General features: G+C 67.9%; 15 protein-coding genes. 9 read left to right on the top strand and 6 right to left on the bottom strand.

Annotated features, from left to right (window positions below):
* Nucleotides 1-193: 193 nt before the first annotated feature.
* Nucleotides 194-418, bottom strand: coding sequence for a hypothetical protein (locus tag OVA11_RS18250; RefSeq protein ID WP_268068662.1), 225 nt, complete (start codon nucleotides 416-418; stop codon nucleotides 194-196).
* Between the two features lie 201 nt (nucleotides 419-619).
* Nucleotides 620-1,018: a hypothetical protein gene (locus tag OVA11_RS18255; RefSeq protein ID WP_268068663.1), complete on the bottom strand. Its 399-nt coding sequence runs from the start codon at nucleotides 1,016-1,018 to the stop codon at nucleotides 620-622.
* Nucleotides 1,019-1,210: 192 nt separating this feature from the next.
* Between OVA11_RS18255 and OVA11_RS18260 the strand changes: the two genes are divergently transcribed.
* The 5 genes from OVA11_RS18260 to OVA11_RS18280 all read left to right on the top strand — a co-directional run bounded on the left by OVA11_RS18260 (nucleotide 1,211) and on the right by OVA11_RS18280 (nucleotide 7,772).
* Nucleotides 1,211-1,687: a chemotaxis protein CheW gene (locus OVA11_RS18260; RefSeq protein WP_010920861.1), complete on the top strand. Its 477-nt coding sequence runs from the start codon at nucleotides 1,211-1,213 to the stop codon at nucleotides 1,685-1,687.
* A gap of 90 nt (nucleotides 1,688-1,777) precedes the next feature.
* On the top strand, nucleotides 1,778-2,878 hold the full coding sequence (locus OVA11_RS18265) for a Zn-dependent alcohol dehydrogenase (RefSeq protein ID WP_268068664.1): 1,101 nt from the start codon (nucleotides 1,778-1,780) through the stop codon (nucleotides 2,876-2,878).
* Between the two features lie 5 nt (nucleotides 2,879-2,883).
* On the top strand, nucleotides 2,884-4,275 hold the full coding sequence (locus OVA11_RS18270) for an MFS transporter (protein WP_268068665.1): 1,392 nt from the start codon (nucleotides 2,884-2,886) through the stop codon (nucleotides 4,273-4,275).
* A 64-nt stretch (nucleotides 4,276-4,339) separates the two neighbouring features.
* Entirely contained in the window at nucleotides 4,340-6,400 is a 2,061-nt protein-coding gene (locus tag OVA11_RS18275) for a phosphocholine-specific phospholipase C (RefSeq protein WP_268068666.1), read from the top strand.
* A gap of 73 nt (nucleotides 6,401-6,473) precedes the next feature.
* On the top strand, nucleotides 6,474-7,772 hold the full coding sequence (locus OVA11_RS18280; RefSeq protein ID WP_268068667.1) for a M20/M25/M40 family metallo-hydrolase: 1,299 nt from the start codon (nucleotides 6,474-6,476) through the stop codon (nucleotides 7,770-7,772).
* A 107-nt stretch (nucleotides 7,773-7,879) separates the two neighbouring features.
* On the opposite strand, the gene OVA11_RS18285 is transcribed toward OVA11_RS18280, so the two are convergent.
* The 4 genes from OVA11_RS18285 to OVA11_RS18300 all read right to left on the bottom strand — a co-directional run bounded on the left by OVA11_RS18285 (nucleotide 7,880) and on the right by OVA11_RS18300 (nucleotide 12,564).
* Nucleotides 7,880-8,809 (bottom strand): DMT family transporter, encoded by a 930-nt coding sequence (locus OVA11_RS18285; RefSeq protein WP_268068668.1) that lies wholly within the window; start codon nucleotides 8,807-8,809, stop codon nucleotides 7,880-7,882.
* Between the two features lie 205 nt (nucleotides 8,810-9,014).
* Nucleotides 9,015-10,391, bottom strand: coding sequence for a M23 family metallopeptidase (locus OVA11_RS18290; protein ID WP_268068669.1), 1,377 nt, complete (start codon nucleotides 10,389-10,391; stop codon nucleotides 9,015-9,017).
* A gap of 259 nt (nucleotides 10,392-10,650) precedes the next feature.
* The gene (gene ctrA, locus OVA11_RS18295) at nucleotides 10,651-11,346 is read right to left on the bottom strand and encodes a response regulator transcription factor CtrA (protein ID WP_010920871.1); all 696 of its coding nucleotides are present in this window, start codon (nucleotides 11,344-11,346) and stop codon (nucleotides 10,651-10,653) included.
* A gap of 414 nt (nucleotides 11,347-11,760) precedes the next feature.
* Nucleotides 11,761-12,564, bottom strand: a complete 804-nt coding sequence (locus tag OVA11_RS18300) for a LytTR family DNA-binding domain-containing protein (RefSeq protein ID WP_268068670.1) — start codon at nucleotides 12,562-12,564, stop codon at nucleotides 11,761-11,763.
* Between the two features lie 157 nt (nucleotides 12,565-12,721).
* Here OVA11_RS18300 and OVA11_RS18305 point away from each other — a divergent pair, with 157 nt between their 5' ends.
* Genes OVA11_RS18305 through OVA11_RS18320 form a run of 4 tightly spaced genes read left to right on the top strand, consistent with a single transcriptional unit; the run spans nucleotide 12,722 to nucleotide 16,604 of the window.
* Nucleotides 12,722-13,729, top strand: coding sequence for an alpha/beta hydrolase family protein (locus OVA11_RS18305; protein ID WP_268068671.1), 1,008 nt, complete (start codon nucleotides 12,722-12,724; stop codon nucleotides 13,727-13,729).
* A 58-nt stretch (nucleotides 13,730-13,787) separates the two neighbouring features.
* Nucleotides 13,788-15,122, top strand: coding sequence for a flagellar protein export ATPase FliI (gene fliI / locus OVA11_RS18310; RefSeq protein WP_268068672.1), 1,335 nt, complete (start codon nucleotides 13,788-13,790; stop codon nucleotides 15,120-15,122).
* Between the two features lie 2 nt (nucleotides 15,123-15,124).
* Nucleotides 15,125-15,544 (top strand): flagella biosynthesis chaperone FliJ, encoded by a 420-nt coding sequence (gene fliJ, locus OVA11_RS18315; RefSeq protein ID WP_268068673.1) that lies wholly within the window; start codon nucleotides 15,125-15,127, stop codon nucleotides 15,542-15,544.
* A 1-nt stretch (nucleotide 15,545) separates the two neighbouring features.
* Nucleotides 15,546-16,604, top strand: a complete 1,059-nt coding sequence (locus OVA11_RS18320) for an endo-1,4-beta-xylanase (RefSeq protein ID WP_268068674.1) — start codon at nucleotides 15,546-15,548, stop codon at nucleotides 16,602-16,604.
* Nucleotides 16,605-16,873: the final 269 nt, after the last annotated feature.

Below are 16,873 nucleotides of genomic sequence, written 5' to 3' on the forward strand. Positions count from 1 at the left end.
AGCCATCGGAGCCTCCCGCCGAAACTCGGGGGTGTCAGGGGAGGCTCCGCGGCGCATCCGCCGCGCTTGGGGACGGAAGGCGGACGGGCGGCGGTTCCGACCGCCCTGGCGTCCCATAAGGGCACACCGGGAAAGGGGCCTGGCGGTCGGATCAATACCGCTACGGCCCATTCTTAACTTTGGATGTGTCGCCTCAGCTCCCGGCGTTGGCCATTTTGCGAAGCCGCCGCGCCAGGTCCTCGGGACGATCGGCGATCTGGTCGAACAGCGCCTGGACCTCGGCCTCGCCGAACCCCGCCGCGCGCAGCGTGCGCCAGGCGCCGGCCAGCACGGCCTCGGCGATATCCAGGCGATCCTCGGTCAGTCTCAGACCCGGGTTGAACGGGCTGTCAAAGGCGGAATTGGCGAGCGGCGACATGTCGGACCCTCCGTCGGTTCGCGGTTATGTTCCTTTTTTGTTCTCATTCCGCGCGCGAGTCGAGTCCTGTTTTTGACGCCGCGCTCCTGAGCAAGAAAAGCCCCGAGGTCGGGGGACCTCGGGGCCGGGTCGGTGTCGACGGGGCGGTCGACACCGCACAGATCGCCGGCTCACAACGGCGATCTGATCTTGTGAACCAGGTTAGCGGCAGACGGTCCGCTCGTAGTACGAGCCGCTGCGGCGATTGTACTCCCGCGTCGTCCAGCACTCGCGGTCGCCGTAGTAGGGGCGCGGCGCATAGTCGTAATCGTAGCCATAGCCGTACCCGTAACCATAGCGCGGCGGCGGGGGCGGCGGCGGCGGGGCGTAGCGGCGGTCGTAATAGCGGTTGTCGCGATGGTCGTCGTCGGCGATCGCCGCGCCGATGACTAGGCCGATGACCCCGGCGGTGATCGCGGCGGCGGCGACGTCGCCGCCCTTGTCGCGCTTGTGGCGATGATGGCGCGAGTCCGCCGAGGCCGTGGTCGCGGCGGCGGCGATCGACAGGGCGGCTACGCCGGCGGCGACACGTCCGACCGTCTTGAACATCTTGCTGGCCATGCCGGCCTCCTTCGGTCTCCGCCGCGTCGCCCAGTGCGTCGTCTCAAGCGTTGAGGGGACGATCGGATTTCCAGCCTGAACGGCGGCTGAACAGAATTCATCAACCCTGACCAGAACCGGTTTGTTTATCTTTTTGCGACAGGGTGGAGCCATCGAAGGTCTCCTGCGGCCTTCGCGCGCACGGAGACAGCCATGACCAGCATCGTGTCGTACGCCCAAGGCCAGGCCCTTCAGGTCCTGTCGTTCGAGGTTGGCGCCCAGACCTATTGCGTGCCCGTGAGCGCTGTGCGCGAAATCCGCGGCGTCACCCCCCCGACCCCCCTGCCCGACGCGCCGCCCTTCGTGCGCGGCGTGATCAATCTGCGGGGTCAGGTGATGCCGGTCATCGACCTCTCGCAACGCCTGGGCAAGGGCGTGGCGATCGACGGCGAGCGTCAGGTCATCATCGTGGTCGAGAACCAGAACGACGTCGCCGGCATGCTGGTGGATGCGGTCTGCGACAGCTTCATCGTCGAGTCCGACCAGATCAACCCGCCGCCCAGCCTGGGCGACGGCGAGGACTCGCCGCTGGTGTCGGCGGTGATCACCTCGGGCGAAGGCTCGATGACCATCCTCCTGGCCGTCAGCCGCATCCTGCCCGAGCGTCCGGTCGAAGCCCTGGCCGCTTAAGGGCTCACACCCCCAAACATTTGTTCGAATAGCCCTTCCGTTCGCCCCGAACGGAACGCTAGTCTCCTTCCAAACAAGAGGGAGACGAGCATGAAGGCCGCTGTTCTGCGCGAGGTGGGCAAACCCCTCGAGATCGAGACCGTGGCCATCGGCAAGCCCGGCCCGCGCGAGGTGCTGATCCGCACCAAGGCCGCCGGAGTCTGCCACTCCGACCTGCACTTCGTCGAGGGCTCCTACACCCACGCCCTGCCTGCCGTGCTGGGCCACGAGAGCGCCGGGATCGTCGAGGCGGTCGGCAGCGAGGTGCGGACGGTTAAGGTCGGCGACCATGTCATCACCTGCCTCAACCCCTATTGCGGCCACTGCGAGGTCTGCCTGACCGGGCATATGAACCTCTGCATCAGCCCCGAGACCCGTCGCAGCAAGAGCGACGCGCCGCGCCTCTTCAAGGAGGACCTGAACGGCGGGACCGGCCCGATGGCCCAGTTCCTGAACCTGTCGTCCTTCGCCGAGATGATGCTGGTGCACGAGCACGCGTGCGTCGCCATCCGCAAGGACATGCCGTTCGACCGCGCCGCCCTGATCGGCTGCTCGGTGATGACGGGCGTGGGCGCGGTGATGCACACCTCCAACGTCCGGCCCGGCGAGACCGTAGCCGTGATCGGCTGCGGCGGCGTGGGTCTGGCCACCATCAACGGCGCGGCCATCGCGGGCGCCGGCCGGATCATCGCCATCGACCGCCTGGCCGGAAAGCTGGAACTGGCCAAGACCTTCGGCGCCACCGACGTGGTCGACGGCTCGCAGGTCGACGACATCGCCAAGGCCGTGGTCGAGCTGACCGGCGGCGGCGTGCACCACAGCTTCGAGGCCATCGGCCTGAAGGCCACCGCCGAGGCCTCATTCAAGATGCTGCGCCGGGGCGGGACGGCCAATGTCATCGGCATGATCCCGGTGGGCACCAAGATCGAGCTGCACGGCGTCGACTTCCTGGGCGAGCGTCGCATCCAGGGCAGCTATATGGGCTCCAACCGCTTCCCGGTCGACATGCCGCGCCTGGTGGACTTCTACATGTCGGGCAAGCTGAAGCTGGACGAACTGATCTCGCGCCGCATCAAGCTGGAGGACGTCAACTCGGCCTTCGACGAACTCAAGCGCGGCGAGCTGGCGCGGTCGGTGATCGTGTTTGACTGAGGGGAGTGGCGGCGATCCGCGCTGAGCGCGCAAACAGCGGCCAAGGGGCCTTAGGAACCTGGCGTCTGGCGGCCTTTGCGCTGCCCTGCGTTCCGGTGGCGGCGATGCTCATGCCCGTCGTCGTCTATCTGCCCAACTACTACGCCACGGATCTGGGCGTTGACCTGACGGCGATCGGACTGGCCTTCGGGGTCGTTCGCCTGTTCGACCTGTGGCTGGATCCGACCCTGGGGTTCCTGATCGACAGGACCAACACGCGCTTTGGCCGGTTCAAGCCCTGGCTCGTCGCCGGTCTGCCCATCGCCGTCGTTTCGGTCTGGATGCTGTTCATGGCGCGGCCGGGCATCGACGGAAACTACATCCTGTTCTGGCTGGTGTTGGGGTTCCTGGGCCAGTCCATGGCGACCATGGCGCATGTCACCTGGGCGGCCAGGCTAGCGCCGGAATATGGGCAGCGCGCGCGCGTGTTCAGCTGGTGGCACGGCTTCACCGTCGTGGGCATGCTGATCGTGCTGGCCATGCCGCCGCTGATGAAGCTGGGCTTCGGGCTCGACTACGGTCAGGGCGTGCGGGCGATGGGCTGGTTCGTGGCCCTGAGCCTGCCTGTGGCCGCTCTGCTGGCGCTGTTCGCCGTGCACGAGCCGCCGTCGCCGCCGAACATCACGTCCACCACCTGGCGTCACTATTGGGATCTTATCCGCCGGCCGTCGATCCTGCGCTTGCTCGTGTCGGACATTCTTCTGGGGACCGGCCCGGTCATCGCCGGCACCCTGTTCTTCTTCTATTTCGACGCCATTCGCGGCTGGGACCGTTCCGAGGCCGGCCTGTTGCTGCTGCTCTATTTCACCGGCGCCCTGCTGGGCGCGCCCCTCTGGGGGCGGCTCGGACAGGCGATCGGCAAGCACCGCGCCTTGGCCATCGCCTCGGCGGCCTATGCCGTGGCGCAGCTCTCCGTGCTGATCGCGCCAGAGGGGCTGGCCTGGGGGATCGTGACCATGACCCTGGCCGGCCTGCCCTACAGCGCGGGCCCCATCCTGCTGCGCGCCATGATGGCCGACCTGGGCGACGAAGAGCGCCTCAGGAGCGGCGTGGATCGCAGCGGTCTGATGTTTGGTTTGCTGAGCGGGGTGGTGAAGATCGGCTCGGCCATCGCGGTGTTCGCCGCCGTCAGCGCGCTGGACCTGTTTGGCTTCAAGGCGGACCTGGGGGCTGGCAATACGCCGCTGGCCCTGGGCGTGCTCTCGGTCAGCTTCGCCGTCGTGCCCGCGCTCCTGACGCTGGCCGGCGCCGCTCTGATCACGGGTCACCCCCTGGACAAGGCGGCGCATGACGCAATCCGCAAGGCGCTGGAGGCGCGTGACGCCACGCAGAACACCGCGGAGACGTCCGGGCGATAGCCCCCTGTCACACGCCCGCCAAACACCGCATGCTACCTCCGGCGCAGTTCATCGGAGTCTCGCCATGCCCAATCTCGACCGCCGCGCTCTCTTGGCCGCCCTCGGCGCGCTGAGCCTGCCGCCGGCGCTGGCGCGGGCGGCGGCGATCGACGCCGATGTGCGGACCGGCACGATCCAGGACGTCGAGCACGTGGTCATCCTGATGCAGGAAAACCGCAGCTTTGATCACTATTTCGGGACGCTGAACGGCGTGCGCGGCTTTGGCGACCGGTTCCCGATCCCGGTGCGCGACGCGGCCGGTCGCCAGGACGGCTCGGTCTTCGTCCAGGCCTGGAGCAAGGACAAGCTGCTCGCGCCCTTCCCGCTGAACAGCGCGGAGACCTTCGCCCACATGCGCGTTGAGGGCACGCCGCACAGCTGGACCGACGCTCAGGACGCCTGGGACCAGGGCCGCATGGACCGCTGGCCCGACGCCAAGAAGCCCTGGTCGATGGGCTACTTCCAGCGCGCCGACATCCCGTTCCAGTTCGCCCTGGCCGACGCCTTCACCCTGTGCGACGCCTATCACTGCTCGACCCAGACCGGCACCAACACCAACCGCCTGTTCCTGTGGACCGGAACCAATGACGGCCTGGGGAAAGCCGGCGGTCCGTCGATCTCGAACAGCCACGACAACTTCGCCGAAAAGGGCGGGGCCAAGGAGTCCTACAGCTGGACCACCTATCCCGAGCGACTGCTGCAAGCCGGCGTCTCCTGGCGCATCTACCAGGACATGGCCGACAACTTCACCGACAACCCGCTGGCGGGGTTCAAGGCCTATCGCGAGGCCTATAAGGACCAGCCGGGCTCGAACGCGCGCCTCAAGCAGCTGGGCCTGTCGACCTGGCATCTGGACAAGCTGCGCGAGGACGTCGTGAACGGCCGCCTGCCGCAGGTGTCGTGGATCATCGCCCCGGCCGCCGACTCCGAGCACCCGGGCCCCTCCAGCCCCGCCCAGGGCGCGGACTACACCGCCCGCGTCATCGACGCCCTGACCGCCGATCCCAAGGTCTGGGCGCGGACGGTGTTTCTGGTGATGTTCGACGAGAACGACGGCTTCTTCGACCACATGCCGCCGCCGGCGCCGCCGTCCTTCGACGCCTCGGGCAAGCTGCTGGGGGCCTCCAGCGTCGACCTCACCGCCGAGCACCATCGGGTGCGCAATCCCACCGAGGCCAAGTCCGAGCGCGACGACCTGATGGGCCGTCCCTATGGCCTGGGTCCGCGCGTACCGCTGTACGTGATCTCGCCCTGGAGCCGGGGCGGCTTCGTCAACAGCCAGGTCTTCGACCACACCTCGGTCGTCCGCTTCCTGGAGCAGCGCTTCGGCGTCATGGAGCCCAACATATCGCCCTGGCGCCGGGCGGTGTGCGGCGACCTGACCACCTGCTTTGACTTCAAGACGCCCAACACCAACCCCTTCCCCGCCCTGCCGGCCACGGCCGAGCCGGCGGGCCGCGCCGCCAAGCTCGGCCGCGCCAAGCCCCCGACGCCGGCCTCGGTGGTCGCGCCGGTCCAGGCCAAGGGACCACGTCCCTCGCGCGCCCTACCCTACGCGCTGGCGGTCGACGGACGCTACGCCGAAGGGGCCATCGCTCTTGAGTTCAGCAACGCCGGCGCGGCGGCGGGCGTGCTGCACGTCTATGACCGTCTTCGCCTGGACCAGACGCCGCGCCGCTACACCGTGGGGCCGCAAAAGCATCTGAGCGACGTCTGGCCGGCCGGGGCCTATGATCTGTGGGTCCTGGGCCCCAACGGCTTCCATCGCCGGTTCGCCGGGACCAACGTCGGCGTCGAGATCGCCGCCCGCCCGTCGCAAGGCGGCCTCTTGCTGACGATCAGCAACGTGCGCCCCTCGCCGCGCACGGTGCGCGTGGAGGTTCTGGGCCAGGAGCCCTGGCGGGTGGACTTCACCGGCGTCGACACCGTGTCGCGGCCCCTGGCCACCCAGCAGGGCTGGTACGACGTCACCGTCCGCCTGGAGGACGAGCCGACCTGGCTGCGCCGTCTGGCTGGGCGGGTGGAGACGGGCGCGGACTCGATCAGCGATCCGTGGATGGGCGGGGCGGCGCAGTTGTCGGCCTAGAGCGTCGCGAAAGGTGGGGTGCGCGGGCCGGGGCGAGCGGTTTAGGGTGCGGGCGAACTTGAGGATTCGCCGCATGCTCCGTCACACCGCCTCCCTGCTCGCGCTGGCCGCCGTCCTGGTCGCCGCGCCCGCCATGGCCGCGCCCAAGGCCGCTGACGCCGACAAGGCCGTCGCCAAGATCGTCGCCTCGCCGGGCTTCAAGAAGGCCGTCGCCAAGCTGGACGCCGACTTCGACCGCACCGTCGCCGACATCATCACCCTGACCGAGATCCCCGCCCCGCCCTTCAAGGAAGAGCAGCGCGCCAAGGCGTATCTCGAGATGCTCAAGGCCCACGGCCTGACCCATGTCGAGATGGACGCCGAGGGCAATGTGATGGGCGTGCGCCCCGGCACGGCCACCAAGGGCAAGGGCCCGTTCGTGGTCATCGCCGCGCACCTGGACACCGTCTTCCCCGAAGGCACTGACGTGAAGGTGCGCCGCGAGGGCACGAAGCTGATGGCCCCCGGCATCGGCGACGACACCCGCGCGCTGTCGACGCTCCTGGCCTATGTCCGGGCCATGGACGCGGCCGGGATCAAGACCAAGGCCGACATCCTTGTGGTCGGCAATGTCGGCGAGGAAGGCCCCGGCGACCTGCGCGGCGTGCGCTATCTGTTCAACAAGGGACCCTACAAGGGCCGGATCACGTCCTTCTTCTCGATGGACGGCGGCGATCCCGACCAGATCGTCGACCAGGGCACCGGATCCAAGCGCTATCGCGTGACCTTCACCGGCCCCGGCGGCCATAGCTACGGCGCGTTCGGCATCGTCAATCCGATGGCGGCCATGGCCAAGGCGGTGACCGACCTCTACGCGGTCGAGGCGCCCAAGAAGCCTAAGACCACCTATTCGGCCAGCGTGACGGGCGGCGGCACCTCGGTGAACTCGATCCCGCACGACGTCTTCATGGAGTTCGACATGCGCTCGGAAAGCGCGGCCGAGCTGGCCAAGCTGGACCAGACCCTGATCGGCATCTTCGACAAGGCCGTGGCCGGCGAGAACGCGGCGCGCTCGACCAAGAACGGCGCGGTCAGCTACCAGGCCAAGGTCATCGGCGAGCGTCCGGCCGGCGCCACGCCGCACACCGCCGAGATCGTGGCCCTGACCGCAGGCGCGGTGAAGGCGCTGGGCTACAAGCCGACCTATCAGGCCAGCTCGACCGACTCCAACATCCCCATGAGCCTGGGCGTGCCGGCCCTGACCATCGGCGCGGGCTTCCGCGGCGGCCGGGCGCATGCGCTCGATGAGTGGATCGACGTCACCAAGGACGAGAGCCTGAAGGGCATGCAGGTGGGCCTGGCGGCCCTGCTGGCCGTGGCGGGGGTGGAGTAAGGTGTTCCTCCCCCGCGGCGCGGGGGAGGTGGCCCAGAGGGCCGGAGGGGGCCAGCTCGGCCAAGGTCCAGTTCGCCCCCTCAGTCACTTCGTGACAGCTCCCCCGCTCAGCGGGGGAGCATCTTGCGCCCCGTCACCAGCACAATGCCGCCGCACACCAAGGCCAAGGCGGCGGCGTTTTTCCAGGCCAGCACCGGCTCGCGCAGGAACAGCGCCGACAGCAGCACCCCGAACACCGGGATCAGGAAGTTGAACACCGCCAGCAGGCCCACGGGGTTGTGCTTGAGCAGCAGGCTCCACAGCGCAAAGGCGGCCGCCGACAGCCCGGCCATATAGGCCAGAAGCGCCAGCGAGCGGGCGTCGAACGCTTCCAGATGACCGCCCGTAACCGCGCCGATCGCCAAGAGCACGCCGCCGCCGATGGCCAGCTGCCAGCCGGTCATCACCATCGGGTCGATCGTCTGGGAGATCGCCCGGCCCCAGATCGAGCCGGCCGCCAGGACGAAGGCGGCGGCGATCACAAAGCCCTCGCCCAACAGGCTGAACTCGAAATCGAACCCTTTCCCGCCCAGGTTCACCGCCAGCACGCCGGCGAAACCCAGCAGACAGCCGATCACCTTGCGCGGCGTCAGCTTGTCATTGGGGAACAGAAAATGGGCCAGCACCACGCCGAAAAACGCGCCGGTGGCGTTCATGATCGACGACTTCACGCCCGTGGCGTGGGCTAGGCCGATATAGAAGAACACGTACTGCAAGGTCGTCTGAAAGACGCCCAGACCCATAAGGCGTCCGATCTGGGCGCGGGGCACGGCGATCGGCCTGCGGCTCGCCACCGCCAGAACCAGCAGGATCAGCCCCGCCGCCAGAAAGCGCCAGCCGGCGAACAGCATCTGGGCGGCGGTGTCGGACTTGGCCACATGCAGCAGCGCATAGCCCGCCTTCACCGCCGGAAACGCGCTGCCCCACAAGAGGCAGCAGAACAGAGCCACGCCGACGACGAAGCGGCGGTCGCTGTAGAGGTGGGTGGAAGAGGGCAAGGCGGCGCTACTTAACTCACTGAGATCATTCTAATCCGTCATCCCGGCGGGAAGACCGCGTAGCGGGCTGTAGCGCCGGGACTTAAGGGGCCGCCGCATGCCACTTGCCCATGGGTCCCGGATAGCCTCTTCGAGGCTTCCGGGATGACGAGTTGTTTGGGCTTTGCGGTATCGGCGCTTTCGCGCCCACACCCTAGGCCAGTCCCTAGCGCAGACTGGTCTTGGCCTTCTCGATGTCGGCGGCGGCCAGCTTGGGGGTGTCCTCATTGCTGACGGCCGCGCCGCCTTCAGCCAGCATCCGGTCGATGCGGGCCTTTTGCGAACGGAACGAGGCCAGCTCCGCGCCGGCCAGGATGGTGCCCTGCGGGACCTTGGCGCCGATCGGATTGACCCGCTGCCCCTTCAGCCAGACCTCGTAGTGCAGGTGCGGACCCGACGACATGCCCGTGGAGCCGACATAGGCCACGACCTGGCCCTGACGCACCCGCGTTCCCGGCTTGATGCCCTTGGCGTAGCGCGAGATGTGCGCATAGCCGGTGTCCCACTGGCCCGAATGGCGGATTCGCAGCCAGTTGCCGTAGCCGGCCCAGCGGCGCGCCTCCAGCACGACGCCATCGCCGGCGGCCAGGATCGGGGTGCCGGCGCCGGCGCCGAAGTCCACACCCTGGTGAGCGCGGTTGTAGCCCAGGATCGGGTGGCGGCGCAGGCCGAACTTCGAGGTGATCCGCGCGCCGTCGACCGGCGTGCGCAGCAGGAAGCCTTTGATGTTCTTGCCGGTCTCGTCGAAGAACTGGCTATTGCCGTCCTCACCCTTGCGGTCGAAGGCGTAGAACTTCTGACCCTTGACCTCGGCGTATTCCAGGTCGCCGGCCTCGATGGTGCGGCCGCTCTCGGTGACCTTACGATCGAAGATCAGGCAGAAGCGGTCGCCTTCCTTGATGTCGCGCGAGAAGTCGATCTTGTGCGAGAACAGCTTGGCCGCCTGGCTGATCACCGCCGGGGTGCCGCCGACATTGGCCACGCTCTCGTAGAACGAGCCGTTCATCTCGCCGCAGGCCACCTGCTGCTCGTCGCGAACCTCTTCTTCCATTTCGCGCAGACGCAGGGCGCCGTCGAAGGTGCGCGAGACGGTCAGGGTCGAGGACGGACTGGTGCGCATCGACAGGCCGACCAGACGCGCCGGACCGCGCTGGCTGCGACGCTGGGCGACGGCGGCCTCAAAGGCCATGCCGGCCTTGATGTTGACGGTGTCGATGGCGCCTTGCAGCGTCGCCACGACCTGACGGGCTTCCTCGGGCGCCACGCCGGTGCGCAGCACCGCGCCCTGCAGGGTCTCGCCGGGGCGGACCTTGACCTCGATGTTCTCGGGACGCTCGAAGCCGGGCTGGGCCTCGGCGCTGGCGAAGGCGATGTGTTGCAAGGCCACGAGCGCGGCGGGATCAAGCGGCGCCTTGGCGAGCGGGGCGGCGGCGTCGTTGGCCGTCAGCTTCCAGCCCAGGCCCAGAGCCAAAAGGCCGGCGACCGCGGTGAAAACCCGCGGCGCCCAGCGCGTGGCGCTACGTCGTGGATCGAATTCTTGCATCGGTCCCCCGTCGGTGTCGATGCCGCGTAAGCCAAAATGACACGGCTGGGAAGCCCCCCAGCAAGCGTTGCGCCGGACCTCGTCTGCCCTGGCGCTCAGCGGAACGGACTATTCCGCGCCTTTGTCTTTTTGTCACGACCAAGGTTCCCGTTCGCGGGTAGACGAAGCGTAACCTTATGGTTTCAAATAGAAAACGCCCACCTTTTGGGTGGGCGTCTCTGGGTAGATTCTACAGATACGCTGCCTGAATTCCAACGACTCAGGCGGCGTTGACCTGCTCGTTCGGGTCGCGCAGCACATAGCCGCGGCCCCAGACCGTCTCAATGTGGTGCTTGCCGTGCGCCGAAGCGGCCAGCTTCTTGCGCAGCTTGCAGATAAAGACGTCGATGATCTTCAGTTCCGGCTCGTCCATGCCGCCGTACAGGTGGTTCAGGAACATTTCCTTGGTCAGGGTCGTACCCTTGCGCAGGGAGAGGAGCTCCAGCATCTGGTACTCCTTGCCGGTCAGGTGAACGCGGTTGCCGTTCACTTCCACCGTCTTGGCGTCCAGGTTGACCACGATATCGCCGGTCTTGATGACCGACTGGGCGTGACCCTTCGAACGACGGACCACCGCGTGGATGCGGGCGATCATTTCGTCCTTGTGGAAAGGCTTGGTCATGTAGTCGTCGGCGCCGCCGGCGAAGGTCTTGACCTTGGTGTCGATTTCCGACGAGCCCGACAGGATCATGATGGGCGTGTTGATCTTCGCGACCCGCAGGGTGCGCAGAACATCGATGCCGCTCATGTCCGGAAGATTGAGGTCGAGCAGGATAAGATCGTAGTCGTAGATCTTGCCCAGATCGACGCCTTCTTCACCCAGATCCGTCGTATAGACGTTGAAGCCCTCAGACTTCAGCATCAGTTCGATGGTCTGCGCCGTCGCGCTGTCATCCTCGATCAACAGTACGCGCATGAGCCCCTCCACGCCAACACTGGCGTATTCGAACGTCTTTGGCGGGAGTCCGCCGGTGAAACCCTTCGGCCACTTTGCCGGAGAGTTAATTTAAGACTGGTTAATGGTGAATGTTTCCCGTTGGAGGAATGGTTAATCTGATTTGCGAATCGGGTGCAAGCCGCGTCGGAGCCCCTGAACACATTGGTCGCAGGCGTCGCAGGCGGGTGTTTTCAGCGTGCCATTTGGCCGCAAAAAATCGAGAAAATCGAGGCCTGGAAGGCGGTTCGAACGGCGTTACCGCATTAAGAACCCCGGCGGCGGGTTCGCCTCACGAACGAAATCGCGGCGTTCTGTCGCGAGATTTTTCCAAGCCTTTCACGCCTGATTTCACCGCGCGCCGCGCCCCGCCGCGACACCCGGTCGCGGAGGAATTTACTCCGCGTCGTCCGCCAGCCAGCCCGCCGCTCGCAGCTTGGCCACCGAGGCTCGGCTGACGGGCGCGGTCTCGCCGTCGACAAGCCTCAGACGCAGGTTGCGACCGTCGCGCACGACGCCCGCAATCGCCCGCCGCGCCACCCACCAGGAGCGATGGGTCTGCAGCCCCTCGATCCCGGCCAGCATCGCGATGACCCTGGCCAACGGCCCCATCTCCAGACGCGAGCCCTGTTCGGTGCGGATGCGGACATAGTGGTCCTCCATCCGCAGATAGAGGACGTTGCTGGTGTCGACGCTGGGCGTCGCGTCGGACGGCGTTGGCGCCAAGGATGGGATCACCGCCGGGCGCGCGGACGTCTGCCCGGCCTGCCCGGCCTGTCGCGCCCGCAGGAAGTAGGCGCCCACGACCAGCGGCGTCGAAATCGCCAGGCACTGGCCAAACCACGCCGCTACCGGCACTGCTTCGATCACGCCGGGCCAGAAGGCGATGGCGAAAAGGCGCAGAGGCCCGCCCAGAAGCACCGTCCCCGCCAGGATCACGGGCGCAAGCGCCGCCCAGTCCGGCAAGCCCAGCCGTCGCGCAGCCGCAGCCCCCAGGCGCGTCAGGGTCCCGAACAGAACCATGCCGAAAGCGACGCTACAGACCCAGTAGGCGACGCGCACCGCCGGCCCGTCGTTGAAGAAGCTGCCGAAGGGCCCCATCAGGCCGAGCAGGATTCCGATCACGACCGCCACCGACAGGTCGATCGTCCACTCGCGGGCCGTGCCCAGCAGGGGCGGCTTGGAAGCGTCTGCGCTCATGACCGGATCATTAGGCGAGCCGGGCCGGAGTCGCCACCCCGCGCCCGTTCGCCGGCCCGCGAACCCATTCGCCCATTCGCGCAGGAGCGCTGGCGGCGGCCGGAAACCGCCGTCAAAGCAGCCTCATCGCTCATCTCAAGGGACCACCCGGACCACCATGTCGCTTCGTGCTCTTTTCGCCGCCGCCAGCCTCGCCGTCGCCGCTTTCGCCTCGCCCGCGCTCGCCGACAACGCCGGCTTCATGGTGCTGCGCCAACCCCGCGCCGAGGGCCCGCCAGTCGAGGTCGGGATCTGGTATCCGACCCAGGCCAAGCCCGCCTTCATGGCGCTGGGCTCATGGGGCCACACGGTCGCCGCCGGCGCGCCGGTCGCGGGCGAGGCCCTGCCGCTGATCGTCATGTCGCACGGCAACGGCGGCTTCTTCGGGGGTCACGCCGACACCGCCCAGGCCCTTGCTGAGGCCGGCTTCGTGGTCGCCGCCCTCACCCACCCCGGCGACAACTACAAGGACCAGAGTCGCGCCACGGCCATGGCCGACCGTCCCGCCGCCCTCTCGGCCCTGATCGGCTGGATGCTGGAGGCCTCGCCGCTGAAGGCCAAGCTGGACCCGGCCAAGGTCGGCGCCTTCGGCTTCTCGTCAGGCGGCTTCACGGTGCTGGCGGCCGCCGGCGGCAAGCCGAACCTCAGCCTCGTTCCAGCCCACTGCCAGGCCCATCCGAACGACTACGCCTGCAAGCTGACCGCCGGCCGCCCCCTGCCCGCCGATGCGCTGACTGCGACCTGGGTTCACGATGCGCGTATCAAGGCCGTGGTCTCGGCCGCCCCGGCGCTGGGCTTCGCCTTCGGCAAGGACGGCCTCAAGGGGATCACCGCCCCGGTGCAGCTGTGGAAGGCCGCCGACGACGAGATCCTGCCCGGCGACGCCTATGCCGAGTTCGTGCACCGCAACCTCAAGCGCAAACACGACTACCGCGTCGTGAAGGGCGCCCGGCACTTTGACTTCCTCACCCCCTGCGAGACCGCGCCCGTGGGCGGCACCCAGATGCTGTGCGCCAGCGCCCCCGGTTTTGACCGCAAGGCGTTCCACCAGACGTTCAACGCCGAGGTCATCCGCTTCTTCAGCCACCAATTGGTCGCACCTTCGAAAGCGGCTCCGAAGGGCTGAGTTCATTCCCGATTAACCACGTTGGCCGAGTCTGGCGCCTGCTGTTTCGGGAGCCGTCTTGCGTAGCCTCATCGCCGCCGTCGAACGTATCGATCCGCTGACCATCTATGGTCGGGTGGCCGCGGTGAACGGGCTGCTGATCGAGGTGCGCGGCGGCCTGACCCGCCTGGCCGTCGGCGCGCGGGTCGAGATCGAGCGCTTCGGTCAGAAGCCCCTGCCCGCCGAGGTGGTCGGCTTCCGCGAGACCCGCGCCCTGCTCATGCCCTTCGGCCCCGTCGAGGGCGTGGGTCCGGGCGCGGAGATCCGCATCGTGCCCGAAGGCGCCGTGGTCCGCCCGACCAAGGCGTGGCTGGGCCGGATCATCAACGCCTTCGGCGAGCCGATCGACGGGCTCGGTCCTCTGCCCCAGGGCGAGGTCCCCTATCCGCTGAAGACCTCGCCGCCGCCGGCCCACGCCCGCGGCCGGGTCGGCGAGCGCCTGGATCTGGGCGTGCGCTCGATGAACGTCTTCACCACCACCTGCCGGGGCCAGCGTCTGGGCATCTTCGCCGGCTCGGGCGTCGGCAAGTCGGTGCTGCTGTCGATGCTGGCCAAGGAGGCCACCTGCGACGCCGTGGTCGTCGGCCTGATCGGCGAGCGGGGCCGCGAGGTCCGCGAGTTCGTCGAGGAGACCCTGGGCGAGGAGGGCCTGCGCCGCGCCGTCGTCGTGGTCGCCACCTCGGACGAACCGGCCCTGACCCGCCGCCAGGCCGCCTACATGACCCTGGCCATCAGCGAGTACATGCGCGACCAGGATCAAGAGGTGCTGTGCCTGATGGACTCGGTGACCCGCTTCGCCATGGCCCAGCGCGAGATCGGTCTGGCCGCCGGCGAGCCGCCGACCACCAAGGGCTACACCCCCACCGTCTTCACCGAGCTGCCCAAGCTCTTGGAGCGCGCGGGACCAGGCCCGATCCGTCCCGACGGCACCACCGCCGCCCCGATCACGGCCCTCTTCACGGTGCTGGTCGACGGCGACGACCACAACGAGCCGATCGCCGACGCCACGCGCGGTATCCTGGACGGCCACATCGTCATGGAGCGGGCCATCGCCGAGCGCGGCCGCTTCCCGGCCATCAATGTCCTCAAGTCGATCAGCCGGACCATGCCGGGCTGCCAGCACCCGCACGAGCGCGACATCGTCAAGGGCGCGCGCCAGGTGATGGCCGCCTATTCGAACATGGAAGAACTGATCCGCATCGGCGCCTACCGCGCCGGGGCCGACCCCGTGGTCGACCGCGCCATCCGCCTGAACCCGGCGATCGAGGCTTTCCTCAGCCAGGATAAGGAAGAAGCAACCAGTCTCGACGACTCTTTCGGGATGCTGGGCCAGATCCTGCAGAGTGAGTACTGACCGTGACCAAATGGGCCGCCTCTCTGATCCGGATCTCCAACCACGAGGTCGAGACGCTGCAGAAGCGTCTGGCCGAGATCACCGAACGGCGCATGGCCGCCGAGATGCGCGTCACGATGCTGGACGCCGAAGCCGAGGCCGAGGCCAAGAACGCCGAGGGCGACCCCTCGGCCGGCTGGTACATGATCGGCTACCGCGAGGGCTACAAGCGCCGCCGCGCCGACATGCTGGTCCAGATCGAGCAGTGCCTGCAGGAAGAGGCCGGGGCCCGCGACGCCCTGTCCGAAGCCTTCGAGAACCTCAAGAAATACGAGCACGTCGCCGAGCAGGCCAAGATCCTGGCCGCCAAGAAGCTGGGCGCCTATGAGGCCGCCCAGATGGACGAGCTCAGCATCCGCCGCGCCGCCGTCGGGGCGCGTTAGGATGAGGCGGCTGACCCGCCGCTCAGCCATCGCCTCCGCTCTGGCGCTGAGCGCCTGCGCCCGCGAGGTCCAGAGCCAACCCATCGCCGACACGCCCCTGAAGTCGATCGCCACGACACCGGTCGGCGCCTGCCTGCAACGCCACCAGCTGGACGACCCCGCCTTCGCCGCTCTTCTGACCCGCCACTACAGCCAGATCACGGCCGAGTGGGAGATGAAGATGGAGTACATCCTCCAGGACGACGGACGCTTCCGCTTCGACCGGCCCGACGCCATCGCCGACTTCGCGCGCCGTCATGGCCTGCGGCTGCATGGCCACGCCCTGATCTGGTACAGCCAGGTCATGCCCGCCTTCCGCGCCCTGGACGGCCAGGGCAAGCGGTTCGCTGACGCCTACCGCAACTACATCCTGGCCGTCGCGGGCCGCTATCGCGGGGTGGCGGCCAGCTGGGACGTGATCAACGAGGCGGTCGACGACAACGGCGTTGATCTGCGACGCTCGGCCTGGACCGATAATCTGGGCGTCGATGAGCACATGATCCTGGCGTTTCACCACGCCAAGGAAGCCGACCCCGACGCGGTCCTGTTCATCAACGACTACAATCTCGAGAACAATCCGACCAAGCGGGCGACCTTCCTGCGGATGGTCGAGCGGCTCTTGAAGGCCGGCGCGCCGATCGGAGGCATCGGCACGCAGAGCCATCTGGGCCTGGATTTCACCCCGCCCGGCATGTGCCGCATCGCCATGCGCGACCTGGCCAGCCTGGGCCTGCCGATCCATGTCTCGGAGCTGGACATCTCCTTCGGCGACAAGCCGGGCGCCGCCCCCTTGCCCAAGCTGCTGAGCCGCCAGGCCGACCTCGCCCGCGAACTGGCCCAGGCCTATATGGACCTGCCCCGCGCGCAGCGGTTCGCCTTCACGGTCTGGGGCGTGCGCGACCGGGACTCCTGGCTGCGCGGCGCCAACGGCGAGCGGCCCTGGGAACACCCCCTGCCCCTCGACGACGCCGGCCAGCCCAAGCCGATGTTCCAGGCCCTGGCCGAGGTGCTGTCGGGCTAGGCGGGGCGCCACCCGTCCTTCCCTGGATCCATCCCCGGTGTCATCCCGGCCGCAGCGCGGAGCGCGGAGCGCCGGGACCTAGGGGCGGCGCGCAACGCGTTTTGTCACCCCCTGGGTCCCGGATAGCCTCTGCGAGGCTTCCGGGATGACACGCTTTGATGGGGCGGGCCCAAGCTCCCAGACCTCCGCCGCACACAGAGTGGTTTTTCCTATCCATCCGATAAGAACAATCAATTTTACCGATGACCAAAAAGAGCGGCTTCTAGACG

This window comes from Caulobacter sp. SL161 (assembly GCF_026672375.1).
GTDB lineage: Bacteria > Pseudomonadota > Alphaproteobacteria > Caulobacterales > Caulobacteraceae > Caulobacter.

Coding starts and splice junctions, on each gene's coding strand:
- OVA11_RS18250 (WP_268068662.1), bottom strand. CDS start 418: ATGTCGCCGCTCGCCAATTCCGCCTTTGACAGCCCGTTCAACCCGGGT.
- OVA11_RS18255 (WP_268068663.1), bottom strand. CDS start 1,018: ATGGCCAGCAAGATGTTCAAGACGGTCGGACGTGTCGCCGCCGGCGTA.
- OVA11_RS18260 (WP_010920861.1), top strand. CDS start 1,211: ATGACCAGCATCGTGTCGTACGCCCAAGGCCAGGCCCTTCAGGTCCTG.
- OVA11_RS18265 (WP_268068664.1), top strand. CDS start 1,778: ATGAAGGCCGCTGTTCTGCGCGAGGTGGGCAAACCCCTCGAGATCGAG.
- OVA11_RS18275 (WP_268068666.1), top strand. CDS start 4,340: ATGCCCAATCTCGACCGCCGCGCTCTCTTGGCCGCCCTCGGCGCGCTG.
- OVA11_RS18280 (WP_268068667.1), top strand. CDS start 6,474: ATGCTCCGTCACACCGCCTCCCTGCTCGCGCTGGCCGCCGTCCTGGTC.
- OVA11_RS18290 (WP_268068669.1), bottom strand. CDS start 10,391: ATGCAAGAATTCGATCCACGACGTAGCGCCACGCGCTGGGCGCCGCGG.
- ctrA (WP_010920871.1), bottom strand. CDS start 11,346: ATGCGCGTACTGTTGATCGAGGATGACAGCGCGACGGCGCAGACCATC.
- OVA11_RS18300 (WP_268068670.1), bottom strand. CDS start 12,564: ATGAGCGCAGACGCTTCCAAGCCGCCCCTGCTGGGCACGGCCCGCGAG.
- OVA11_RS18305 (WP_268068671.1), top strand. CDS start 12,722: ATGTCGCTTCGTGCTCTTTTCGCCGCCGCCAGCCTCGCCGTCGCCGCT.
- OVA11_RS18320 (WP_268068674.1), top strand. CDS start 15,546: ATGAGGCGGCTGACCCGCCGCTCAGCCATCGCCTCCGCTCTGGCGCTG.